This is a genomic window from Streptomyces sp. NPDC039423, from assembly GCF_055598725.1.
The window spans coordinates 97,160-121,566 of record NZ_JBVKAH010000009.1 but is presented as its reverse complement, the minus strand read 5'-3'; the positions used below and the strand labels follow the sequence as shown (position 1 = coordinate 121,566).

General features: G+C 73.0%; 18 protein-coding genes. 7 read left to right on the top strand and 11 right to left on the bottom strand.

The genetic code is table 11. The features are described 5' to 3' along the window. The first annotated feature begins 147 nt into the window (after window positions 1-147). Window positions 148-1,431 (top strand): M48 family metallopeptidase, encoded by a 1,284-nt coding sequence (locus ACZ7LK_RS26445; RefSeq protein WP_469464104.1) that lies wholly within the window; start codon window positions 148-150, stop codon window positions 1,429-1,431. Between the two features lie 51 nt (window positions 1,432-1,482). Here ACZ7LK_RS26445 and ACZ7LK_RS26440 read toward each other — a convergent pair whose 3' ends face one another. From ACZ7LK_RS26440 to ACZ7LK_RS26430, 3 genes are all read right to left on the bottom strand, one after another. After that, on the bottom strand, window positions 1,483-2,217 hold the full coding sequence (locus ACZ7LK_RS26440) for a hypothetical protein (protein WP_469464103.1): 735 nt from the start codon (window positions 2,215-2,217) through the stop codon (window positions 1,483-1,485). 163 nt (window positions 2,218-2,380) lie between these two features. Continuing rightward, window positions 2,381-3,007 carry an RNA 2',3'-cyclic phosphodiesterase gene (thpR, locus tag ACZ7LK_RS26435; RefSeq protein WP_471143771.1) on the bottom strand — a complete coding sequence of 209 codons (627 nt, stop codon included), beginning with the start codon at window positions 3,005-3,007 and terminating at the stop codon, window positions 2,381-2,383. A 298-nt stretch (window positions 3,008-3,305) separates the two neighbouring features. After that, window positions 3,306-3,920: a dihydrofolate reductase family protein gene (locus tag ACZ7LK_RS26430; RefSeq protein WP_471143769.1), complete on the bottom strand. Its 615-nt coding sequence runs from the start codon at window positions 3,918-3,920 to the stop codon at window positions 3,306-3,308. A 567-nt stretch (window positions 3,921-4,487) separates the two neighbouring features. Between ACZ7LK_RS26430 and ACZ7LK_RS26425 the strand changes: the two genes are divergently transcribed. Together ACZ7LK_RS26425 and ACZ7LK_RS26420 are read left to right on the top strand one after the other, a co-directional pair. Continuing rightward, the gene (locus ACZ7LK_RS26425; RefSeq protein WP_471143767.1) at window positions 4,488-6,224 is read left to right on the top strand and encodes an NlpC/P60 family protein; all 1,737 of its coding nucleotides are present in this window, start codon (window positions 4,488-4,490) and stop codon (window positions 6,222-6,224) included. A 101-nt stretch (window positions 6,225-6,325) separates the two neighbouring features. Further along, window positions 6,326-8,440, top strand: a complete 2,115-nt coding sequence (locus ACZ7LK_RS26420; RefSeq protein ID WP_471143766.1) for a pectinesterase family protein — start codon at window positions 6,326-6,328, stop codon at window positions 8,438-8,440. 82 nt (window positions 8,441-8,522) lie between these two features. Here the strand turns inward: ACZ7LK_RS26420 and ACZ7LK_RS26415 are convergent, their stop codons facing one another. The 5 genes from ACZ7LK_RS26415 to ACZ7LK_RS26395 form a co-directional block, all read right to left on the bottom strand. Further along, window positions 8,523-9,263: a VOC family protein gene (locus tag ACZ7LK_RS26415; RefSeq protein WP_469464097.1), complete on the bottom strand. Its 741-nt coding sequence runs from the start codon at window positions 9,261-9,263 to the stop codon at window positions 8,523-8,525. Between the two features lie 90 nt (window positions 9,264-9,353). Continuing rightward, window positions 9,354-10,073 (bottom strand): MOSC domain-containing protein, encoded by a 720-nt coding sequence (locus tag ACZ7LK_RS26410; RefSeq protein WP_469464096.1) that lies wholly within the window; start codon window positions 10,071-10,073, stop codon window positions 9,354-9,356. A gap of 487 nt (window positions 10,074-10,560) precedes the next feature. Continuing rightward, window positions 10,561-13,194 carry a rifamycin-inactivating phosphotransferase gene (rph, locus tag ACZ7LK_RS26405; RefSeq protein WP_471143764.1) on the bottom strand — a complete coding sequence of 878 codons (2,634 nt, stop codon included), beginning with the start codon at window positions 13,192-13,194 and terminating at the stop codon, window positions 10,561-10,563. A 364-nt stretch (window positions 13,195-13,558) separates the two neighbouring features. Next, a complete protein-coding gene (locus ACZ7LK_RS26400; protein WP_392277312.1) occupies window positions 13,559-14,302 on the bottom strand; it encodes a VOC family protein in 744 nt (247 codons plus the stop codon). A gap of 141 nt (window positions 14,303-14,443) precedes the next feature. Then, window positions 14,444-15,661, bottom strand: a complete 1,218-nt coding sequence (locus ACZ7LK_RS26395; RefSeq protein WP_471143762.1) for an erythromycin esterase family protein — start codon at window positions 15,659-15,661, stop codon at window positions 14,444-14,446. A gap of 507 nt (window positions 15,662-16,168) precedes the next feature. On the opposite strand from ACZ7LK_RS26395, the gene ACZ7LK_RS26390 reads away from it, so the two are divergent. Continuing rightward, window positions 16,169-17,311 (top strand): S1 family peptidase, encoded by a 1,143-nt coding sequence (locus ACZ7LK_RS26390; protein ID WP_469464093.1) that lies wholly within the window; start codon window positions 16,169-16,171, stop codon window positions 17,309-17,311. 194 nt (window positions 17,312-17,505) lie between these two features. Here the strand turns inward: ACZ7LK_RS26390 and ACZ7LK_RS26385 are convergent, their stop codons facing one another. Further along, complete coding sequence (locus ACZ7LK_RS26385; protein WP_392277309.1) at window positions 17,506-18,576, bottom strand: alkene reductase; 1,071 nt, start codon at window positions 18,574-18,576, stop codon at window positions 17,506-17,508. 225 nt (window positions 18,577-18,801) lie between these two features. Between ACZ7LK_RS26385 and ACZ7LK_RS26380 the strand changes: the two genes are divergently transcribed. Continuing rightward, window positions 18,802-19,347: a MarR family winged helix-turn-helix transcriptional regulator gene (locus tag ACZ7LK_RS26380; protein WP_471143761.1), complete on the top strand. Its 546-nt coding sequence runs from the start codon at window positions 18,802-18,804 to the stop codon at window positions 19,345-19,347. Window positions 19,348-19,520: 173 nt separating this feature from the next. Here the strand turns inward: ACZ7LK_RS26380 and ACZ7LK_RS26375 are convergent, their stop codons facing one another. Then, window positions 19,521-21,833 carry an FtsX-like permease family protein gene (locus tag ACZ7LK_RS26375; protein WP_471143759.1) on the bottom strand — a complete coding sequence of 771 codons (2,313 nt, stop codon included), beginning with the start codon at window positions 21,831-21,833 and terminating at the stop codon, window positions 19,521-19,523. Next, a complete protein-coding gene (locus tag ACZ7LK_RS26370) occupies window positions 21,830-22,540 on the bottom strand; it encodes an ABC transporter ATP-binding protein (protein ID WP_392277306.1) in 711 nt (236 codons plus the stop codon). Before ACZ7LK_RS26370 ends, ACZ7LK_RS26375 begins: the two co-directional genes overlap by 4 nt. 153 nt (window positions 22,541-22,693) lie before the next feature. On the opposite strand from ACZ7LK_RS26370, the gene ACZ7LK_RS26365 reads away from it, so the two are divergent. Both ACZ7LK_RS26365 and ACZ7LK_RS26360 read left to right on the top strand, forming a co-directional pair. Then, on the top strand, window positions 22,694-23,521 hold the full coding sequence (locus ACZ7LK_RS26365) for a sensor histidine kinase (protein WP_471143758.1): 828 nt from the start codon (window positions 22,694-22,696) through the stop codon (window positions 23,519-23,521). Continuing rightward, on the top strand, window positions 23,518-24,234 hold the full coding sequence (locus tag ACZ7LK_RS26360) for a response regulator (RefSeq protein WP_471143756.1): 717 nt from the start codon (window positions 23,518-23,520) through the stop codon (window positions 24,232-24,234). The genes ACZ7LK_RS26365 and ACZ7LK_RS26360 overlap by 4 nt, the downstream gene beginning before the upstream one ends. Window positions 24,235-24,407 lie beyond the last annotated feature (173 nt).

Sequence of the window (24,407 nt, the reverse complement as noted above, 5' to 3'; positions counted from 1 at the left end):
CGACGAAGCGTCAACCTACCAGCCGGTAAAGGTCGGTGCGGCCGTGGGCCGCATCCGCTTTACGCGCCCGCCGGTTCGTGATCGGCTGCACACCCGTAGGACGTGGACGGCCTCTGTGGAGGGGCCGAGGAGGGGGGGAGCGTGCCGATGAGCACGACCACACGGGAAGCGGCGGGACGGTGTCCCCGGTGCGGAGCCGCGGTCCACGGCGACGGACGGTTCGTCGTCTGGTGCGCCGCGTGTGACTGGAACGTCGACCCGGCGCCGCCGGACGAGGACCGGGGGAGGCCGGCGAGGGTACGGCGTGCCCTGGCCCGCCGCCATGGCGAGCACCTGCTCGCCGAGACGACCGACGGCGGAGCACCGGGCCCGAGGCGTGACCCGGCCGCGCTCGCCGCCTACGCGATCGCCCTGCTCGTGCACGGCGTCACGGTCGTGCTGGCGGTGGGCGGGACGTGGTTCCTCGTGACGGGGTGGGGTCGCCCCCTGATGGCGGTGGGCCTGTTCCTCCTGGCGCTGGCGTGGACGCTCCGGCCCAGGCCGCACCGCCCGCCCGAGGACGGCACGCCGATCCTGGCGCGGGCGGACGCCCCGGAGCTGTACGCGCTGATCGACGAGGTCGCCGGCGTCGTGGGGACCCGGGGCGCGGACCTGGTCGTGGTGGACGCCGGCGTCAACGCGAGTGTGACGACCTGCGGCGTGCGCGGCCGGCGACTGCTGACCCTGGGGCTGCCGCTCTGGGAGATCCTCACGCCCCAGCAGCGGATCGCCCTGCTGGGGCACGAGCTCGGCCACTACAGCAACGGGGACGCGCGGCACGGCCGGGTGCTCGCGACCGCGTACCGCTCCCTGACCACCTGGCGCTACTACTTCGCCCCCGCGCCGGATCCGTCCCTCCTCGACCTGCTCGTCAACCTGCTCTCCCTGCCGCCCCGCGCGGTGGTCCACGGTGTGCTCGCACTGCTGGACCAACTGACCCTCCGGGCCACCCGGCGCGCGGAATACCTCGCCGACTCCGCGGCCGCGCGTGCCGGTTCCACCGAGGCCGCCGTCGGGCTGATGGACCGGCTCCTCGTCGCCGACTCGGCCATGACGACACTGCGGCGCGAGGGCAACGCGGCCCAGGTCATCCGGCGCGGCACCGAGGCCGGGGACCGGGCCGACGGGTTGTGGGAACGCCTCGTCGCGGACACGGAGTCCATCCCGGAGGGTGAGTACGAGCGGCAGCGCCGCGTCGGCGCGCTGCGGGGACACAGCGTCGACTCGACCCACCCACCGACGCACCTGCGGCGCGCCCGTCTCCTTTCGGCGACGCCCGTCCCCGCGGCGGTGGCCATGACGGACGGCCGGGCGCGCGCGATCGCCGCCGAGCTCGCCGCGACCCGCCGCACGGTGGCGCGGCACATCGTCCGGCACGGGTTCCCGGGCTGAGTCGCTCCGGAGCCGGCCCTCCCCCTCGACGCGGGGGAGGGCCGGCGGAGGTCACGCCGTCGGGCAGGTGCCCCCGCCCGCCCCGCGCGTCGCACCGGCCCAGGGCCATGGCCACGTTCCCGACCCCGGCTCCGGGCCCGGCTCCGGTTCCGGGCCCGACCCCGGCTCCGGCTCCGCGCCCGACCCCGGCTCCGGTTCAGGTCCTGGTTCCGGCTCCGGTTGCGGGGCCGGCTTGGGGCTGCCGCTGCCCGCGCGCGCCTCGTCCAGGAGGGCGCGGGCCTTGGCCTCGGCCTGGTCGTACCGCTCCGGGTAGGCCGACCGCTGCACGCCCTGGGCGACCTGGCCGGCGGTCCACTCGGGGTGGTCGTTGTCGGTCCTGACCGCCCGGGTGAAGAAGGAGTGGGAGGCGTGCGTCACGTCCATGCACTGTTCACGGGTGCCCCAGCCCTGGCTGGGGCGCTGCTGGAAGACCCCGACCGAGTCGAGGTGGCCGCAGGGCAGGTTGTTCATGTGCGACTCGACCCACCCGGCCTCGAACGCGGCGAGCATGACCTTGTCGTTGACGCCCAGTTCGACACCGACCCGGTGGACGATTGCGATGACGTCGGGGTCGTGGCCGGGAGGGACAGCGCAGGCCGCCGTGCTCGCCAGCTCGGTGGCGGGGACGTGGTCCCCGACGGGCGGCGGCTCCCTCGTCTCCGCCCGGGCGAGCTGCTGCCGGCCGCCCAGCGCCCACGCGGCCGCCGTCAGTCCCCCCGCTCGTACGAAACTGCGTCTGGACACCATGGGCGACACTCCTGTTCCGGCCGGTTCCGAGGGCTCCGGGCCACAGGGTCACACCTCGCCACCCGTCCTCGTGTCCGTGTGAGGACGTGTCGCCGGAGCCCGCCCGAACGCCACGGCGGGGACGGCCGGCGCCGTGGGCCGGAGGCAGGCCGGGGTCCGCCGGTCACTCCACGCCGGCGAAGGGCCAGGACTCGATGTCGCGGTAGCGGATCGGCGCGGGGCCGCGGCCGTAGTTGCTGCCGACGAGGTGCAGGCGTCCGGCCGGCCACGTACGGCCGGTGAAGGAGGACAGCGTCGCCGCGGCGCCGAGGATGCCGGACATGTCGTCACGGCGGGCGCGGGCGAGCGTCAGGTGCGGGTTCAGCGGGCGGTCCATGAAGGCGATGCCCTGGTCCCGGACCAGGGCGCGCACCTCCGAGGCGAGCAGCCGCAGTCCGTCGAGGTCGCCGCCGATGCCGCTCCACAGCACCCGTTCGTCGAAGTGCCCGCTGCCCCGCAGGGACAGCTCCAGGGGGCGGCGCCGCGCGGCCAGGTCCGCGAGCGGCGGCCGCAGCAGCGACACGGTCGGTCCGGGCACCTCGCCCAGGAACGCCAGGGTGATGTGCCAGTCCTCGATGCGGTTCCACCGCATGCGCGGGTGGGCGTCCTGGGCGGGCCGCAACGCTCGCGCCAGCTCCTCCTTGGCGTCGTCGGGCGGGGCGAGGGCTATGAAGACACGGACGGTCGTGGTCGCGGCCTCGATCCGTTCCCGCTGCCGTTCCTGTTGTTGTTCCTGTTCCTGTTCCTGCATGAAGGACTTCGTACACCACCGGCCCCGGCGACCGCTGTGCGCCCCCGGCCGGCGTGGTCGCCGGGCCGCCGGCGGGGCCACTCGTCGCGGTCGTCGCCACCCTCGGGATGGCCGTGCCGACCTCGGCGTCGACCGAACTTGTCGTTGTTGGCGCTGCCTACGTTGGAGCTGGACGAGGGGCCAGTCCCGGAGTTCCGCCGTCCGCACCAGGTGCCGGCGTCGATCCAGGTGCCGGCGTCGATCGTTGCCCGCAGGAGGCCCCGCAAGGCTCACGGGCGGTGCCAGGGTGACGCGGACGTCATGGGACGTCGTAGGTCAGGTGCGTCGCGTTCGGTGTCCGGACGACGCCCCGCTGCACCAGTGTGCGCGGCATCCCGCCGGTGAACAGGGGGGTTCCGCCGCCCAGTACGACGGGCGCGAGGTGCAGCGTCAGCGTGTCGACCAGCCCGGCGTCGAGCGCGGAACCGATCGTGGCGCCGCCGCCCATGAGGACGACGTCGAGGTCGCGGCCGCCGGCGGCCGAGGCGGCCTCGGCGCGATCCCGCGCCGCCGCGACGGCGTCGGCCGGGCCGGTCGTGACGAACGTCCAGTCGAGGCCGGTCAGCCGCACCGACTCGGGCGGGGAGCTCGTCACGACGACGAACGCGGGCCTGCCGGCCTCGCCGGCGCCGTAGCCGATCTCGTCGTTCCAGCCGTTCACCCCGTCCACCTGGTCGAACAGCCGGCGGCCGAGGACGACGGCGCCCGAGCGTGCGGTCCCCTCGCGCAGGATCCGGCGCTCGTCGGGGTCGTCGGAGAAGGCCCAGGTGTGCAGGGCGTCACCCCCGGTGCCCAGGCCGTTCTCCGGGCCGGGGTCGGGACCGGTGACGAAGCCGTCCAGCGAGATCGAGATGTCGGCGATGATACGAGTCATAACAGGGCAGACCGTACCGGCCGCCCGAACTCATCGCGCCCGTCGGCACGCGTCCGTACGCCGATGACGCCCCACGCCGGTGCCGGCGGTAGCGCCGGCGGCACCCCGTGCCACTGACCAGCGTGGCACCAGCGGCGTCAGGCCGTGTGCTTGTGCATCACGTCGAGGTAGTGCCGGTCCGGGTGCGGTACGTCGGCGTCCCGTCGCGGCAGGCCGAACACCGCGCACACGTCCGCCGGCCGGGTCACGATGCTCGACTGGTCGCCGAAGGTGAGGTCGCTGTTGACCGCGTGGCGGCAGCCCGCGCCGTCCAGGGCGGCGATCAGCTCCTCACGGCCGCGAGAAGTCGACGAGTACGTCCATCAGGGTCACGCCGGTGACAGTGCCACCTTCTCGTGCCGGCGCGCACCCCGATATCGACCCCTGTACCGATCCCGCTGCCGCTGCCGACGACACGCGGACCGGCGCCCCGCGAGCCAACCGGCACCGCACGCCCGGGACTTCGGTGGCACCGCGACCGCCGGGGGCGGCCGCCACCGGTCCGGCCGCCCGGTGGATCATGTCCAGGTGAAGACGTCCCGCCGCAGTCTGCTGTCGGCCCTCGCCGCCGCCACCGTTCCGGTCTCCGCCCTGGCCTCCGCACCGGCGGCCCGGGCCGCCGGGGGAACAACCGCCGCTCCGCCTCCCCCCGCGCTGCCCCCGGCCGGCCTCGGGGCTCCGCCGTCGTCCGTGACCGTGGCGCCCCTGGACGCTTCCTGGTTCACCCACGTCACACTGGCGTCCCCGCTCACCCCCACCGTCCTGCCGGGCGCCCCGGCGCGCACCGAGGTCACCTCCGGAGGCCGCCGGATCGCGCTCCTCACCCACGGCGCCCGCACCGTGATCGTGCCCGGTCCGCGGCGCACGTTCCGGGAGGACAAGCAACCGTTCGCCGAGGACTTCGACCGGACGCTGCCCGACCCGGCCGCGAACCCCCTCACCCGCCCCTGCTGGGGCAACTCGCCCGGCGGCGGCACCTGGGACACTGAAGGCCCCGACGACGGCGACTTCTCCGTCACGCCCGGACGCGGGCTCATCAGGCTCACCACCGACAACGCGAGCCGCTACGCGACCCTCAAGGACGGCGGGATCACCGACGTCGACGTCACGGCGGTCGCGGGGTTCGACAAGGTGCCGACCGGGGATGCCTGCTCGTACGCCATCGTCTTCGGCCATACCGCACCCGGCGACCACCAGCGGGCCCGGCTCTCCTTCCTCACCACGGGCGCCGTCGAGCTGCGCATCGAGAAGGTGAGCGGCGGCACCGCCACTCCGCTCGCGCCGGCCGTCACCCTCGCCACCGGTGCCCCCGCCGGCACCGCCTGGGGCCTGCGGGTCCGGCGGGAAGGGACGCTCGTCCGGGTCAAGGCGTGGCGCGCGTCCGCCGCGCAACCGGCCGACTGGACGGTCACCGTCACCGAGAGCCCTCTCGGCAAGGGGCGGATCGGCCTGCGCGCCCTGGCCAACAAGGGCTGCACCGGTCTGCCCGTCACGCTCACCGTCACGGGCTTCCAGGTCACCGCCGCCACATGGGCCGAACCGCCGAGCGTCACCCACGACGCCTGGGTGCGCGTCCTCCCGCAGCCCTTCGACGGCACGTGGACCCCGGCCCTGGAGCAGACCGTACGCGGCTGGACCGGCTCCCTCGCCCCGGACGTCCTGGCGTACGCGGCCATGTTCCTGCCGGGTGCGCCCGAGGTGCTCAGCGGTGCGGGGCCGGCCGCCGGCAGAAAGGTCCTCGGCAAGGCCACGTACAGCCGCGCCGACGCCCGCGGAGAGCGCGACACGGGAGCCGACTTCCACGAGTACATGGGCATCGACTGGGCCTTCCCCACCGGGCTCAAGGCGGCGGAGGCCCGCTACGAGGGGTCGCTCGACTGCTCCGGCTACACCCGCATGGTGTACGGCTACCACATGGGCGTGCCGCTGGCCGGGATGGACGACACCTCGCCCGCCCGGCTGCCGCGCACCTCGGCGCAGATGGCCGCCCGGGCCCCCGGCGTCCGCCTGGCGCGCACCACCGGGGCCACGCCGGAAGTCGTCGCGCTGCTCCAGCCGGGCGATCTGCTGTTCTGGGACGCCGACGGGGACGGCGAGGTGGACCACGTCGGCATCCACGTCGGTACCGACGCGCTGGGCCGGCCACGTTTCGTCTCCAGCCGCAAGACCGTCAACGGCCCCACCATGGCCGACGTCGCCGGAGCCTCGCTGCTCAGCGGGGGCGGCACGTACGACACCGGTCTCCGCGCGGTCCACCGCCTCTGACGGCCGGACGGATTCGCCGACGAGGCGTGCGGCGGCAACCCTTTCGTTCCCGGTGGCGACCATACGTCGATCCTCCCCTCTCCACGGAACGGAAGAAGCACATGAGTTCGACCCGCCGCACCGCCCGTCACCGCAGGCCCCGAAGGGTCCTGGCCATCGGCGTGCCGCTGGCGCTGGCCGCCTCAGGGGTCCTGGCGTACGGGTCCGTGTTCGGACTGGGCGACGAGGAGAAGGCCGCCGCAGCGGGCGCTCCGGCCTGGGCGACCGCCGGCGCCGACGGGTTCGCCTCCGTCGACGCGCTCGGCCAGAACGGTACGTACGGCGGACGCGGCGGCAGGACCGTCACCGTCAGGACCCTCGCCGACCTCGAGCGGTACGCGACCGCCCCGGAGCCGTACGTCATCGTCGTCGCCGGCACGATCACCATGGCCCCCGTCGGCAAGGAGATCGCCGTCGCGTCCCACAAGACGATCATCGGCTCCGGCACCCTGGGGCACATCGTCGGCGGCGGGTTCTTCCTCGGCCGGGGCGTGCACAACGTGATCATCCGGAACCTGACGATCAGGGACTCCTACCAGGGCGTGTGGAACGACAAGGAGCACGACTTCGACGCCATCCAGATGGACGGCGCCCATCACGTCTGGATCGACCACAACGACCTGCGGCACACCGCCGACGGACTGATCGACGTCCGCAAGGACAGCACGTACGTGACGGTGTCCTGGAACCGGATGAGCAACGCCAACAAGGCCTTCGGCATCGGATGGACCCCGAACGTCGTCACCGACATCACGATCCACCACAACTGGATCCGCGAGACGGAGCAACGCAACCCGTCCACGGACAACGCCGCCCACGCCCACCTCTACAACAACCTCATGGAGGACGTGCCGGGCACCCGCATCACATCCTCCTACGGCAACTACGCGCGCGGGAAGACACGCATGCTGCTGGAGAACTCCGTCTTCCAGGGCATGAACAACCCCGCCATCAGGGACAGCGGCGCCGTCCTCGTGCAGCGCGGCAACGTCTTCACCGGCACGAGGGGACGCAACGAGAACGGCGGCGGTGCGGCCTTCGACCCGAAGGGGTTCTACGACTACCGCCCGGACGCCGCCGCCGACGTACCGGGGCGGGTGAAGTCCGGGGCCGGTCCGCGGAGTTCTCTCGGTACCCCGGCCGCGACCGGTGGTGCCGCCGTGACCGGTGGTGCCGCCGTGACCGGCGGTGCCGGTACGGCCACCGGTGCCGCGGCGGCCGCCGCCCCCACGACCCTCACCGTCGCCAAGGACGGCAGCGGCCGGTACAGGACGGTCCAGGCGGCCGTGAACGCCGTGCCCGCCGGCAACCGCTCCCGCGTGATCATCTCCGTGAAGCCGGGCACGTACCGCGAGACGGTGGACGTCCCGGCGAACAAGCCGCACGTCACCATCCAGGGCTCGGGCGCGAGCCGCAAGGACACCGTCATCGTGTACGGCAACGCGGCCGGCATGCGCAAGCCGGACGGTTCGGGTACGTACGGCACCCCGGGCAGCGCCACGGTCGCCGTCCGGTCGGACGACTCCCAGGTCCGCAACCTCACCGTCTCCAACGACTTCGACGAGGCGGCGCACCAGTCCCTGAAGGACCACCAGGCGGTCGCCCTGCTCACGACCGCGGACCGGATCGTGCTGGACGGCCTCATCGTTACCGGCGACCAGGACACCCTGGAACTGGAGACCCCGGCCAAGGACAAGCCCGGGCGTGTCTACGTCACCAACTCCTACGTGATCGGCAACGTCGACTTCATCTTCGGTCGCGCCACCGCCGTCATCGACCGGTCCGTCATCACCCTCAAGAAGCGGTGGAACGGCACCTCGGCCGGCTACATTACCGCCCCGAGCACCCCGGCGGGCCGCAACGGCATCCTCATCAACCGCTGCACGGTCGATGGTGATGTCGCCCCGTCCTCCTTCCACCTCGGCCGGAACTGGCACCCCGGCGGCGACAAGACGGCCGACCCCCAGGCCACCGTCCGCAACTCGAAGCTCAGCGCCGCGATCAAGCGCGCTCCCTGGACCGACATGGGCGGCTTCTCCTGGAAGGACGACCGCTTCGCCGAGTACCTGAACACCGGACCGGGCGCCGGTCCGAAGAGCACCGACCGGCCCCACCTCACCGACGCCCGGGCCGCGTCCCAGGAGGTCGCCGACTGGCTGGGCGACTGGACCCCCTGACCCGGTGACGGCTGCCGAGCAGCCACGGACGGCCGGGGGCGGCACACGGTGGCGTCCCCGGCCGACGCGTCGCTGAGCGCCGCTAAAGGTGCCTCCGTACGGAGAACTCGTTGCCGTCCGGGTCGAGCAGCAGCACCCGGTCGCCGCCCCCCTCACCGGCGCCGACGCCCTCACCGGCGCCGGTGCGCGTCGCGCCGAGCGAGACCAGGCGCTCGACCTCGGCCTCCCCGTCGGTGCCGGCGGGGACCACCAGCTCCAGGTACAGCCTGTTCGTTCCCGTCTTCGGCGCGACCGGGGGGCCACCCCACGTGATCTTCGTACCGCCGTCCGGCGACTGGATCGCGGTCTCCTGGTCCTGGTCCCAGACCAGCGGCCACTTCAGCGCCTCGCTCCAGAAGTACCCGACCTCCTGCGTGCCGTCGCACGCCAGCGCCCCGATGACGCCGGTGCCGGCGAGGAAGTCGTTGCCGGCCTCGATCACGCAGAACTCGTTGCCGTCCGGGTCGGCGAGCACCACGTGCTCGTCCTCGGGGAGCTGGCCGATGTCGATGTGCTGTGCGCCGAGTTCCAGCGCCCTGGCCACCGTCCGTCGCTGGTCCTCCGGGGACGTGCTGGTCAGGTCGAAGTGCGCGCGGTTCTGGCCGGTCTTCGGTTCCCGGCCGGGCAGGAAGCGCAGACGGAACCCGGCGGGCTCCGGGGGCAGGACGCAGACGTCGTCGTCCGGCCCCTCGACCGCCTTCCAGCCCAGTACCCCGGACCAGAAGCGCGCCAGGTCCGCCGGCCGGGTCGCGTTGTAGCAGATCGCGAACAGTTGACTCGTCATGTCCCGTGCTTCTCCGATCGACCGCGCTCGATGCGGCGCCCGCGGCCGCGGGCGCAGCCTAGGGGCGGCCATACGACGCCCGCACCCGAATTACGGCTCCAGTTCGAGGGTGTCGCCGAGTCGTACGCTTCCCGGCCGTGCGACCGTCGCCAGCGCGTCCAGCCGCATGTCGTGTGCCCGCGCGATGGCTCGCAGCACCAAGGGGGAGTGCGGTAGGTCCTGCTGGGCCTCGTTGGTCATCACGCACCGCTCGCTGGAGCGCTCGAACCGCAGGCGGAGGGTGTCGCCGATGCGGGCGGTACGGCCGAACCACTCGTCCTCCACGAAGGCGGGCGTGCCGGGCGGTGTACGCACCAGCAGGTTCGGCCGGAACCGGCGCTCGTCGACGGGCACACCGGGCACGGCGGCGCGGACCCAGTCCAGGGTGGCCGTGGTCAGGAGACTGAGCGGGAGCTGGTCGACGTGCGAGACCGCGTCCTCACGTGCCACTTCTACGTCGTTCCGGTCCAGGTACCGCCGCACGTAGACGGTGGGGTCCGGTACCGGCACGCCGTCCGGCGCCAGCAGCTCGGGCCCCTTCGTCACCGCTCCTCCGGGGTAGCGCGACCGCAGCTGCAACAGCCCGGGCATGCGCCGGAAGCGTCGTGTGTTCTTCCCCGAGCCGAACTTGCCCTCGGCGTCCCGCACCGCGTAGAGCCGGTCGCCGACGAGGCCCCGGGCGTCCACGGGAGCCTCGTCCAGCAGCTCACCGCCGGTGGACTTGATGGGGTACCGCCATATCCGCTCGATCGTCCCGAGCACCGCGCCCATGTCCCTGCCTCCCGTGCAGCTCTCGTCCGTTGCCTTGCGCGGCGACCCGCGCTCCGGATCCGACGGGATCACGAGCGGCTGGCCGACGCCCACGCGGCCGGGTCTTCGCCGGCACGCGGGGCATCACCCTCCTCCCCGGCGCCGCGGTACTCGCGTAGCGCTCCCCGCCGGCCATGGGGGCTCGACGGACGGCTGAGCGCTGCCGGGCGGGCCGGTGGGGCGCGCCCGGGAGCGCTAGGTCGTGTCCGCAAAGTCTCGCCTGGCCCGCGGTGTCCCGCACGCGCGCTCGCGGCGTTGTCGTCGGTCGTCATGGTCCCCCGTAGCCCTTCGGGCACGGGAGGTGCCCCCACCGCCATGACTCCCTCCTCCGCCGTGCGATCGCACGCACCGGACGCCGCGGTTCCCGCCCTCCGGGCGGACGCCGATACTTTCCGGACACTCCCTAGGGCGGCGACCACCTACCGATGGTGGTTCTCCGCGTGGCTCGTCAGGACAGGATCTCGATGTACCCGTCGGTTCCGTGCACGCGGATCCGCTGCCCGTCCCGGATCAGCCGGGTCGCGCGCTCGACGCCCACCACGGCCGGCAAGCCGTACTCCCGGGCGATCACCGCGCCATGGGTCATCAGGCCGCCGACCTCCGTCACCAGACCCGCGATGCCGACGAACAGCGGCGACCAGCTCGGGTCCGTGAAGGCCGTGACCAGGATGTCGCCCGCTTCGAGATCCGCGTCCGCCATGTCGAGGACGACGCGGGCCCTCCCCTCGACGGTCCCGCTGGACACCGGCAGGCCGATCAGGGCGCCGTCCGGCACGTCCTCGCGCCGGTACGCACCGTTGACCGCCTCACCGTCCGAGGTGAGCACCCGGGGCGGGGTGAGCGCCTGGTACGACCGGAACGCTTCCTTGCGCTCCTGGACGAGCCGGTGGTCGACCCGCTGGGAGCGCACGACGTCGTGCAGTTCCCGGAACGTGAGGTAGAAGGCGTCCTCCCGCTCGGCGAGCACGCCTGCCCGGACAAGACGCCCGACCTCCTCCAGCAGCGCCTGCTTGTAGAGGAAGTAGCGGGTGATGATGGCGTACTTCGGGTACTCCCGGTAGCCGATGAAGGTGCGGACCCGGTCGATCATCCGCTTGGTCTCGTCGGCCTTCCGCTCCCCGTCCGGCAGGGCCCGCAAGCGCGCCAGCACGTCCTGTTCCTTCTGCCACGCCTTTCGGCGCCCCTCCTCGAAGCGCCGTGCCGCGGCCCCCGGCTCGAAGTTCCTGACGTTGTCGAGGATCACGGGCACGAGCGTGGTGGGGCGCTCGCGCCAGCGCGGCCTGGTGATGTCGATCTCGCCGACGCAGCGCATGCCGTACCGCTCGAGGTAGGCCTCGACGGCGTCGCGCGCCTGGGCGCCGCCCGGGAGCTTCGCCAACGCGTCCAGGAAGCCCTGGTCCCCGTCCCCGCCGTCCGCGGCCCCCTCGTCCTGGACGCCCCGCAGGAACGCCACGACCTCCGGGTGCGGGCGGATCACGTCCGCGACGTCGAGGAGCGCCAGCCCCATCTCCGAGGTGATGTTGTCGGGGGCGGACAGCGTGAGCGTGTCGGCCACGTTCTTCTCGCCCAGCCACTCCCGCAGCTTCTCGTTGAGCCACCACGTGGCGTCCATCCCCGCCATGATCACCTGGAGGCTCTGCGGATCGCTGAGGACCCGCTTGTGCTCCTCGAAGGCCTCCAGCAGGAAGTCGAACAGCTCCGCCCCCGTCCTCGCCCGGATGTCGCGCTCCAGGGCGGCGACGGACGCCCGGCTGCGCTCGATCAGCGCGGTGACGACGGCCGGGTCCGTCTCGACAGTGGCGGCCGCACGACCGGGCGGCGGCCCGCCCGGGCCCGTGTCCGGGAGCGACGGGACGAAGTCGCCGCGGTCGAGGACGGTCTCCAGCGCGTCCCTGACCAGCGGATCGCCCCTGCCCACGAGGTCCAGGAAACCGGTGCGGCTCGCGGGCGAGGCCAGCCTTCCGGTGACGTCGACGAACAGCCTCCCGCCCGCCTCGTGCATCGGCACCATGGCCGTCTGCTGCCACATGGAGAGCCCCAGGGGCCTCATGGCGTCGGTCATCATCTGCTGGTGGCCGACGGACACGTAGACGCGGTTGCCCTGGTCCGCGGCCTCGCGGACGGGCACGGGGAACAGCGTGGTGATCGGGCGGCTCTGCACGATCCGGAAGCCGTCGTCGACCAGGCACCACTCGACGTCCTGGGGGCGGCCGAAGTGCGCTTCGATCCGGCGCCCGAGCTCGACGAGCCGTACGGCCTGCGCGTCGGTCAGCGCCGGCTGCTCCCGCTGCCGCGCGTCGACCGCCACCTCCCGCGTGCCCCCGGCCGGCAGGGCGAGGACGGCACGCTCCTTGGCGGCGATCGACCGGGCGACGACCTCGCCGTCCCGCACCGTGAAGACGTCCGGGTTAACCAGGCCGGACACCAGCGCCTCGCCCAGGCCGAAGCCGGCGTCCACGGTGGCGACCTTCCGGTTGCCCGTGACCGGGTCGGCCGTGAACAGGATGCCGGCCGCGTGCGGGAACACCATCCGCTGCACGACCACGGCCATGCGGACCGTACCGTGGTCGATGCCGTTGCGCCGGCGGTAGGTCACGGCCCGCTCGGTGAACAGCGAGGCCCAGCACCGGCTGACGTGTTCGAGGACCGCCGCGGGCCCCATCACGTTCAGGTAGGTGTCCTGCTGGCCGGCGAAGGAGGCCGTCGGCAGGTCCTCCGCCGTCGCGCTGGACCGGACGGCGTAGGCCGCCTGCTCACCGAACCCGGACAGCGCTCCGGTGATCGCCGCCGCGACCTCGTCCGGGACGGCGGTCCCTTCGATGCTCCCGCGGATCTCCGCGCTGAGCGTGCGGATCCCCTCCCGGTCGTCCGCGTCCAGGCCAGCCAACCGGTCGAGCCGTTCGTCGATCGACGGCACCTCCGCCATGATCCGGCGGAAGGCGTCCGTCGTCACGCAGAAGCCCTCGGGCACCGGGACGCCGTCGATCCGCGACAGCGCGCCCAACTGCGCGCCCTTGCCTCCGACGACGTCGACGTGCCTCTCGTCGGCCTCCCGGAGGTCCCACACGTATCGCTCCGTCATCGCCTCACCTCCGGGACGGCCGAGTTCCGTGGCCGCGCGGCGGCCGATCGCCTCACCCGCGTCTCCCCGTCCGGCGCTTCCTCCATGGGGCCGGCGATACCGCGTCCCCCGTACGCCGACAACAACACACGCATGTTTCGCGCCCTCATCTCCGCAGGTCGTGGTCAGGCCGCTGATTGTGCGCCAGCCACGGGGCCTTGCCGCAAGCCCCCCATCGCGCTATAAGTTGAGAGTGGCAAGGAGAGTGCTCTCCTTGCCTTTGCTCTTTCCCTCACCCACCCTTCCCGCCTCGCGCGCGCCGCCGCGGGCGTCCAGGACGGCGCGGCGGCGGTCTCCGGTGGCGGAGCGGGCGGGAACCTCCGCGTCAGGCCGGCCCGAGGACGCAGAACTGGTTGCCCTCCGGATCGGTCAGTACCCTCCACGGGAAGTCGCCCCCGCCCGCGTCAGCGGGCATCGCCCCGAGCGCTTCGAGCCGCGCCACCTCCGCCGCCTGACCGTCGGCGCCGAAGGGGTACGGTGCCAGGTCCAGGTGCACCCGGTGCGTCACGCCCGTCAGGTGGGGCGTGCGAAGGAACTCGAGACGGGGGCCGGCACCCTTGGCGGAGCGCAGCACCGCGTGGTCGTCGGTCACCTCGTGCACGCTCCAGTCCATCGCCGCGCCCCAGAACCGGGCCATGGCCCGCGGGTCCGCGCAGTCCACGACCACCGCGGCGATCGGTCCGGTGTCCCGGTGCGTCTCCCGAGGCGCCACCACGCAGAACGCATTGCCCTCGGGATCGGCCAGAACGGTCCGACGGGCGTCACCGGTTCCCGCGTCGGTGGATGTGGCGCCGAATGCCTTCAGGCGTGCGACCAACTCCGTGTGATGCTCGGCGGAGGTGGTGGCCAGTTCGATGTGTGCCCGGTCCCGCACCGTTCCGGGGTCCGGGACGGCGATGACGTCGATGCGGACGGCGGCCGGGTCCGGCCACGGGGGACCCACCGGCTTGACGCTGGTCGCCCCGGCTTCCTCGCTGGAAACACTCCACCCGAGTGCCTCCCCCCAGAACCGGCCCAGTGCCCGGTCGTCACGGGCTTTGCAGTTCAGTTCGAAAAGGTGCAGCGCCATGCCGCCACCGTATAGCAGGCGATGAACCCGGGTTCGGGACAGCCGAGTTCGGAGGTGGGAGAGGTTCCGGCGGAGTAGCGAGGGGGGGATCCGCCGGAGCGGCCGGGGGTGTGGCTGCCGGGGGGTGCGGTTCCCATCGCCTCAGGGGGTGGCGCGGGACCGCAGCGGCCGGGCTTCGCGCACTCGGTGGAGATGTATGAGGACGTCATAGGCCCGGCCGACGGCGAGTTCGGGCAGGGGGTTCGCCTCGAAGAGGGAACCGGCGTCATAGGTGGGACGCGCGACATCCAGCCACCTGCGTGCCGCGGGCGGGGCGGTGCGCAGATCGACGTAGTAGTCCCGGTGCCGGACCCGGTCCAACGTGTGCTCGTGCATGTCGCGGGTGGCCGGGGGCACGGTGGTCTTCTTCCACTCGCCGCCGGCGACGTCTCCGGTGAGGAACGAGCCGCGGTTGAAGGTGAACCCGATGGAGACGTAGTGACGGCCGAGGGCGTCACGAAGGGAGGCGCCCTGCGGCACGGGATACAGCTCCGGATAGGAGGACAGGTACCCGATGTGCCCGTTGTGCGCCGACAGAAGGATCTTGTCGCCGGTCCGCCGGTGCCACCACAGGACGGTGTCGGCCATGACCCGGTCACGAAGGTGCTGGGCGGCGGCGACCGAGGACGGGTCTCCCGCGTCGAAGCCGGCGAAGGCGAAGGTCTGGGCGATGTTCCGCGCGTGTTGCACCGCCCACTCGCCCGCCTCGCCCCCCGAGGCCTCAACGGCGGCGGTCACCAGGTCCAGGGCCTCCTGCGCCCTGGCGGCGTTCTGCCGTCGCTCCGACGTCGGCTTCTCCAGGTAGGCGAAGATGTCGTCCATCGGGCGCAAACCCGCGTACAGCTCTTGGAGGCGCGGCAACGACGCGGGACGCGACCGGGCCACCTGGGCGGTCACCCGGTCGAAGACCCGGTCGCCGAGCCGTGGTGCCCCGATGTCGTCGCCCATGAAGTGCACCGTGCGCTCGGGGTGTCGGCGGTTGTGGTCACGCATCCAGTCGATCAGGTGCACGAACTCGTCGCGCTCCCACGGGGACCCGGCCAGGGTCTCCTCGGCGATCCGGTGCGCGCTCCCTCCGCCGCCCTGGAGGTAGTCGTCGATCTCCAGCCCGGCGGACCAGCTCATCTCGAGGGAGAACGTGGTGAAGCCCTTCTCCTCCACGAGGTACCGGAAGACCCGCTCCTTCATGGTGAAGAACTCGTGCGAGCCGTGCGTCGCCTCACCCAGGCCGACGACCCGGGCGTCGCCGATCATCGCGCCCAGCGCCCGCAGATCGGTGGTGCCACCCGAGGGTGCGGTGGAGCGCAATGGATGGGCCATGCGCTCCAGCGCGCGTACGGCAGCGGTCCGTTGACCGTCCGCCGGCGGTGTACCGGTCCCGGTGCCAGCCGGAACCGAGGTCGGCGCCGTGGCACCGACGGCAGCCGCCGGAGCCGAAGCCGCCGAAGCCGGAGCCGCCAGTACCGGAGCAACCAACGCGGCGACCGCGAACGCCGTGGTCGTCCTCAGCGCCCCCTTGCGTGCGATGCCCTTGCCGTGCCTCATCGTGCGCCGCTCCCGCCATGAGAAGTCCTCGTGCTCTCGTTCCCTCGATCTTGGCGTTCGGCGGGGAGCGGCGCACTGGTGCCGTCCTCCACGTATTCCGGGGGGATAACCCCCTCCCTCCCTCCAGCGTGGCCGGTGGCGCGGGCGGCCGACCGCAGCGATTCCCACCCGGATGGTATGGACCTGACAAGTAGGCCCGGCTAACCTGACGGGCATTGAGAGCGCTCTCACCAACTGGTCGGGGCCGGTGGTCGCCGGACCCCGTCGCCCATCGGAGGAAGCATGAGACGCCTTTCCATCCAGCGTGCCGCCGCCGCGGTCCTACTGCTCACGGCCGCCTTGAGCGGCACCGGACCGCAGGCCGCGGCAGCCGGGGTACCCGAGGCTCCCCGGCCGGCATCGGCCGGAATCGTCGAAGGCATGCGCCGCGACCTGGGTCTGACACGGGAACAGGCCGAACAGCGGCTGCTGGCCGAGCGGACCGCGGTGACGGTCGAGCGGCAGGCACGGCGTCACGCCGGTTCCGCGTACGGCGGCTCCTGGTTCGACCCGGCGAAGGGCCGCCTCGTCGTCGCGCTCACCGACCGCGCGAAGGTCCGCGGCGTGCGGGCACTGGGCGCGGACACCCGGATCGTCCGGCACGACGCGGCCCTCCTCGACCGGGTAAAGAGCCGGCTGGATGCCTTGCGCGCGCCCGCCGGGGTGGCCGGCTGGCATGTCGACCCCCGGGCCAACCGCGTCGCCGTCACCGTGGTGCGTACCGACCGGAACGACCCCGCCGTGCGGGCGTTCGTCGCACGGGCCCGCACCACCGGCCCCGTCACGGTCACCGAAACGGAACGTGCCCCGATCACGTACGCGGCGGGCACCGTCGGCGGCGACCCCTACTACACCGGCAACGTCCGCTGCTCCATCGGCTTCTCCGTGCACGGGGGCTTCGTCACCGCCGGTCACTGCGGTCGTGCCGGTGCCGCCGTGCGCGGCTGGGACGGCTCCGCGATGGGAACGTTCCAGGGCTCCTCCTTCCCCGGCGACGACTACGCGTACGTGAGCGTCCACAGCGGCTGGTGGACCGTCCCGGTGGTGCTCGGCTGGGGCACGGTGCCGGACCGCCTGGTGCGCGGCTCGGCCGAGGCGCCCGTCGGAGCCTCCGTCTGCCGGTCGGGCTCCACGACACGGTGGCACTGCGGCACGGTCCTGGCGAAGAACGAGACCGTCAACTACAGCCAGGGCGCCGTCCATCAGATGACCAAGACCAGTGTGTGTGCCGAGGGTGGCGACTCGGGCGGGTCCTTCATCAGCGGGGACCAGGCCCAGGGCGTCACCTCCGGCGGATGGGGCAACTGCTCCTCCGGCGGCGAGACGTGGTTCCAGCCCGTCAACGAGATCCTCGCCCGCTACGGCCTCCGGCTCCACACCGCCTGACCGGGCCACACCCCCACGTGCGGGCGCCCGTCACGGTGCCGCCCCTTTCCGGGGAGGGGGCGGCATCGCCCCGCCCGCTGCTGCGTCCGGCAGGGCTTGGCCGGTCGTCAGTAGGACCGTGCACGGCCCTCGCCGCCGGTGGGCCGGAGGCCGCCCGGCACGGCGGTGGCCGGGCCGGGCCGTGACCCGTTTCCTCAGGAGGACAGGGCGGGGTAATCGGTGTAGCCGCGGTCGTCGCCGCCGTAGAAGGTGGCCTGGTCGGGGGAGTTGAAGGGGCCGCCCCGTTCCAGTCGGTGGGGCAGGTCGGGGTTGGCGAGGAACATCGCTCCGAAGGAGACGAGGTCGGCCGTGCCGTCCTCGATCAGGGCGAGGGCCTCGGGGCCCGTGGGGGCCGGGTGGGTGAAGGGGTTGAGGATGAAGGCGGCCGGCCAGTCCTTGCGCAGGCGGCGGGTCAGGTCGCGGTCCGGGCCCTCCAACAGGTGCAGGTACGCCAGGTCCAGTTGGGCGAGACGATCGGTGAGGGACCCGTACGTCTCTTCGAGGTCGTCCTCGGCGATGTCGTTGTACGGGTTGCCGGGGGAGAGGCGCATGCCCGTCCGGTGGCCGCCGATGGCGTCGGCGACGGCCGCGGCGGTCTCGACGGCGAAGCGGATCCGGCCCTCGGCGCCGCCACCCCAGGCGTCGGTGCGGCGGTTGCTGTGAGGAGCCAGGAACTGATGGATGAGATAGCCGTTGGCACCGTGGATCTCCACCCCGTCGAAGCCCGCGGCGATCGCGTTGCGTGCCGCGTCGGCGAAGTCGGCGATCGTCCGCCGGATCTCGGGTTCCGTCAGTTCCTTCGGCGTCACCATGTCCTTCGGACCCTGGTGGGTGAAGACCTGGCCCCGGGCGGCGACGGGCGAGGGGCCGACGGGGACCATGCCCTCCGGCAGCAGGCTGGGGTGACCGATCCGGCCGGTGTGCATCAGTTGCGCGAAGATGACCCCGCCCTCCCGGTGGACGGCGTCGGTCACGGCGCGCCATGCGGCCACCTGCTCCGGCGAGTGCAGGCCAGGGGTGTCCGGATAGCCCTGCCCCACCACCGACGGCTGCGCTCCCTCGGTGATGATCAGCCCGGCACCGGCCCGCTGGGCGTAGTACCTCGCCATCGACGGTGTGGGGGTGGCGCCCGGGCCGAAGGCGCGGCTGCGGGTCATCGGGGCCATGACGATGCGGTTCGCCAGGCGTACGCCGCCCAGCTCGAGCGGGGTGAAAGCGGTCTTCATGATCAGGGTTCCTTCGACGTGGACGGTCTCCGCGCCCGACGGGCAGCACGGACGGCTTTAGTGCCTGTCTGAACAAGTAAAGCACTCGCGTCATTCCGTACGGGGAGTGACCTGCCGCACAGGCGCGCCCGGCGGCGTCGGACACGCGCGGGGAAACGCGGGCGGCGGTGCTGGCCTACCCTGTGTGCTGTCCAGTCGGGTGCGGCGTCGAGGAGCGGGTGCGGGATGAGCGGAGCAGGCGGGGGGCGCGGCCGTCCCGGCCTGTCGGCCGGGGATGCGGCCGAGGCGGTGGAGAGTGCGGCGACGGTGCCCGTCCCCGCGTCCGCGAGCGGCGGCCCCATCAGCCACGCGATCTTCCGTGTCGCCCGGCTGCACCGCATGCTCGCCGGGCAGCTCCTGCGCCGCGTCGGTCTGCACCCCGGTCAGGAGCTGGTGATGATGCAACTGTGGGAGCTGGGGCCGCAGCGCCAGACCGACCTCGTCCGGCTGCTCGACTCCGACGCCGCGACCATGACCCGTACCGTCCAGCGCCTGGAGCGCGCGGGGTTCGTCCGCCGGCGGCCGAGTACGACCGACAGGCGGGCCGTCATCATCGAGCCCACCGCCGCCAGTATCGCGTTGCGCCGGGAGGTCGAGGGGCTGTGGGCGCAGCTCGAACACCTCGTCACCGCCCGACTGACGCCCGCGCAGCGCGATGAGGCGCTGCGGTCGCTGGAAGCGATCGAAGCCGGCCTGTCCGAGGCTGCGGCCGCACCGGGGGAGGAGCTCTAGCTCCCAACCGATTCCTGCCCGGGCAACTAATCGGGTCTGATGCCGGCGGACGCATCGGCCGGGGGTCCGCCCGGCCCCAGCCGCCGCCGCGCGCCGGCCATCCGGCGCGCGGGGGGGGGCCTCCTCGGCCTACGCACCGGGCGTCCCCGGCCTGCGTACCGGGCGTCCCCGGCCTACTCGGTGTGCAGCACCTCGGAGATGGTGAGCCGCGCCGCCGTCCGCGCCGGTACGAGCGCGCCGAGCACGGCGATCGTGACCCCCGCGAGGACCAGCACGGCCAGGTGCGGCAGGTGCCATACCTGCTTCATGGACTCCGGGAACGAGACCACTCCCACATGGTCCACGACCAGCCGGTGCGCGGCGACCCCCAGAGGGATCCCCAGCAGCGCGCCGACCACCCCCAGCGCCGCGACGGACGCCACCGTCATCACCACGACCTGGCGCGGCGTCATCCCGATCGACTTGAGCATGCCCAGGTCACGGCGCCGCTCCCGTACGTTGAGCAGGACGGTGTTGAAGACACCGAGGGCGGCCACGACGGTCAGCAGAACCGAGAACACCGACGCGAAGCCGACAACGGTGACGGTCGCGGTGTCGTCCGGGCGCCGCAGCGCCGCCCGGAGGGCCGGGTCGGCCGCCTCGACCGCTCGGAGGTAACCCTGCGCGTCGGCGTCGCGGGCGAGCCGGACCGTGTACTCGCCGGGCTGCACCGCGCGGTCGAGCCGCGCCAGGGTCTGCCAGTTGGAATCCAGTGCCTGGGCGTTGCCTTCCATGAGTTCGCCCACGAGGGTGACGGGCGTCTGCTCGCCGTTCAGCCGGACGGTGACCCGGTCGCCCACGGACAGCCCGTGCTGCTGGAGGAACGCGGGCCCTGCCGCGGCCTCGCCGGCACCGCTCGGCCAGCGCCCCTTCACGATCCCGGCGGCCAGGTCCCGGGTGTCCCCGCGGTAGAAGTTGACGAACGCCGTCTGCGTGTACCCGGCGAGGCTCACCTTGGTGAGGGCACGGGCGGTGACCCCGTCCGCGCCGGGCAGGGAGCGCAGTCGCCGTTCGGTCCGTCCGGCGTCGCTCCGTTCCGGAGCGGCGGCCCCGCCCCCGGCCGGGGTTTCCGCCAGTACGTCGACACGGGTCGCACCGTCGCCCTTGCCGGCGTTCCCGTAGGCGACCATGGTGCTGGTCAGCCCGGTCGTCAGGGTCACCGTGGTGACCCCGAGGACGATGGCCGCCACGGTCAGCAGGGAACGGCCCGGACGCGCGAACGGCTGGCCGAGTCCCAGGCTCACCGCACGGGGCAGCCGGGTCCCGCCGAGCCGGCGCTGGACGCGCCGCCCGCGTCCGGTCCGCGGCGCGCCGCCCGCCATCATGGTCCGGGCCGCGGACAGCCGGTGCGCGCGCAGGGCGGGGACCAGGGCGGCCAGGACGACGAGGGCCGGCATGCCCACCAGGCACAGGACGGACGGCCACGGGCTCATGCCGACGGAGGCGCTGCCGGTCTCGATGCCGGAGAAGGCCACCCGCAGGACGGGGGCGGCCACCGCGTTGCCGACCAGGGTGCCGATGACGCAGCCGATGACCGCGGGCACCGAGACCATCGTCAGGTAGACCGCCACCACTTGGTTCGGGGTGAAGCCCAGGGCCTTGAGCACGCCGATGTGCCGGTGTCCGGAGACGACGGCTCCGCTGACGACGTTCCCCACGATCAGGACGGAGACCAGGAGGCCGAGGACGCCGAAGAGGGTCATGAACGGCAGGTACGCGTCGGCCTGTGCGGAGAAGGCCCGCTTGAGGGTGAGGTAGGACTGCGTGGTGGTCGGCGAACCGGCGGGCAGTGCGGCGGTGGCGCTCGCGAGACCGGTACGGAGCCGCTCCTCGCTCGACGCGTCCGCGAAGCGGTACAGCATCTGCGCGGAGGTCGGGTGGAGCCGGTCCATCTGCTCGGGGGAGACCCAGGCTCCGGCGGACCTGCTCATGCTGGTGGCGAAGCCGACCACGGTCAGGGCCGGCGCCCCCCGGGGCCTGATCCGGGTGCCGAGCTGACCCGGCCCGGGCGTCCCGTCCACCGGCCAGCTGACGACGATCTCACCGGGGGCCGTGGCCCAGCGCCCCTCCAGGAGACGGACGCGGTCCACCGGGCCGTCGGGAGCCGCCCGCCCCACCACGGACAGCGAACCGGCCGACATCCACAACCAGTCCTCGGGCATGTCGAGAACCACCTGCCCGTACGGACCCGCCGCGGCCTCCACGCCGGGACGCCGGGCCGTCCCGGCCAACTCCCGCTCCGTCACCCTCGACAGGTCGAACGCCGCCACCGCGTGCGCACCGCGCTGCTGGGCGAAGGCCTTGTCGAAGGGGCCCGAGGCCGCGGTGAGCAGCCCCAGCCCCAGCAGCACGGTCGTGGTGGAACACAACACGACGAGCCCGATGACGACCGTCTGGAGTCTGCGGCGCTGCACGGCCGCCCGCGCGGCCCTCCACACGGCGCTCATGCGACCGGCTCCAGGGCGCGCTCGCCGGCGACCCGGCCGTCGGCGACCTCGATCAGGCGGCCGGCGCAGCGGGTGGCGAGGTGAGGGTCGTGCGTGACGATCAGCAGGGTCTGCCCGATCTGGTTGAGGTCGATCAGCAGGTCCATGACCTGCTCGCCCGAGCGGCTGTCCAGCGCTCCGGTCGGTTCGTCGGCCAGCAGCAGGGCCGGACGGTTCATCAACGCCCTGGCCACCGCCACTCGTTGCCGCTCACCACCGCTCAACGCGGCCGGGTAGGCGTCCCTGCGGTCGGCGATGCCCAGTTCGTCGAGGAGTTCCAGTGCCCGGCGGCGGGCCTGCCGGGTGGACGTGCCGGTGAGCTGGGCGGCCAGCATGACGTTGTCCAGGGCCGGCAGGTCGTCGATCAGGTTGAAGAACTGGAAGATCATGCCGATGTGCCGCCGCCGGAACAGCGCCAGTCCCGTCTCGTTCAGCCGGCCGAGGTCCTGGCCCTGGACCCGTACCGTCCCCGAGGTCGGGCGGTCCAGCCCCGCGATCATGTTGAGCAGGGTCGACTTGCCGCATCCGGAGGGCCCCATCACCGCGACCGCCTCCCCGGCCCGGATCTCCAGGCTGAGCCCGTCCAGGGCCCTCGCGTCACCGTACTCCTTGTGCACGTCGTCCAGCCGCACGACGACCTTCTCCATGGTGTCCCGTTCCGAAGTCATGGGACGAACGTAGGAGTTGGGGGACGGGTACGACGTCCCTCCCCGGGTGTAACCGGCCGGGTGGGTCATCCTGGGGATGTAGGAGACTGGGCCCCGGGCATGACGCGGGTGGGCGGTCCGGGCTGCGAAGCTCGTGCGGTGGGGAGTACTGGGTTGATCTGGCTGGGTACGGCGTTGGCGGCGGCGTGCGCCGCGGTCGTCCTCCTGGGCGTGGCGCTCGTCCGGGCCCGGCGGCGGCACCGGGCGGCCGTCGAGGAACGCGGCTGGTTGCTGGAGCGCGAGCGGGAGAGCGCGGCGCGGAACGCGGTCGACGCCGAGCGGGCCAGGATCGCGGCCGAGCTCCACGACATCGTCAGCCACAACGTGAGCCTCATGGTGGTCCAGGCCGGAGCCGCCCGCGAGGTGCTGGCCTCCCTGCCCGACGAGGCCGAGGCCGCCTTGGGTGCCGTGGAGAGCGCCGGACGGACCGCGATGACCGAACTGCGGCATCTGCTCGGCCTCCTCGCCCCCTCGCAGAGCGGCGAGGACGAGCACCCCGGCGGGGACCTGGCACCGCAACCCGGCCTGAGCCGGCTCGGCACGCTGATCGACAGGATCGCCTTCGCCGGACTGCCCGTCGAGGTGAGGATCTCCGGGGAGCCCCGCCCGCTGCCGACCGGGATCGACGTCACCGCCTACCGGATCGTCCAGGAGGCGCTGATCAACGCCCTCAAACACGGCGAAGGAGCGCAAGCCGAGGTGACGGTGCGGTACACGGAGCGCTTCCTGCGCGTCGAAGTGCTGAACAGCGGCCCCAGCGTCCTGTCCGGCGACCTGTCCGGGCCCCGTCCCCGCCCGGCCCCGGACCGGGCCGACGGAGCGCGCCGAGGGCTGCTGGGCCTCCGCGAGCGGGTCGCCGTCTACGGCGGCGACCTGGACGCCCGGCGCCGCCTGGGCGGCGGCTACCGCGTCCGGGCGCGGATCCCCCTGGACCGGCCGTGACCACGCCCCCCGCACACGCCCCCCGCGTCGTCATCGCCGACGATCAGGAGCTGGTCCGCACCGGCTTCCGGCTGATCCTCCACGCGCGCGGCATCGACGTGGTGGGCGAGGCCGCCGACGGGGCCGAGGCCGTCGAGGTCGTCCGACGTACACGGCCCGACGTCGTCCTCATGGACATCCGCATGCCGGCCATGGACGGCCTGGAAGCCGCCCGGCAGGTCCTCGCCCGGACCCCGGGCTGCCGCGTGATCATGCTCACCACCTTCGACCTCGATTCCTACGTCTACGCGGCCCTCGCCGCCGGCGCCAGCGGCTTCCTGCTCAAGGACGTCACGCCCGCGCACCTCGCCGCGGCCGTACGCCTGGTCGACACCGGTGACGCCCTGCTCGCCCCCTCGATCACCCGCCGCCTGGTCGAACGTCACGCCGCCGCCGCACGGACCGGCCCGGGTGCGACGACCCCCGCCGTCCACCGCGACCTCGCCGTCCTGACGCCCCGCGAACACGAGGTCCTGGCCCTCATGGGCAGGGGCCTGTCCAACGCCGAACTCGCCCGGGAACTGACCCTGAGCGAAGCGACGGTGAAGACCCATGTGGCGCGGATCTTCGCCAAACTGAGCCTGCGTGACCGGGCCCAGGCCGTCGTCCTCGCCTACGAGACGGGACTCGTCACACCCGGCGGCCCCACGCGCTCCACCGACCCCGGCCGCTAGAGAGTGGTCGCGACATATCGGTGCCCGAGCGCGCTGCCCGCGACGCGATGTAGCGCACACCCGCGCGCAGGGGCCCTTACCCCGGGTGAAAGCGGGCATGACCGTCTGCACAGTGACGTACGAAAGCCGTCGGCGGCGGGGGATGGGTCGGATGAGCAGCGCACCACAACGGC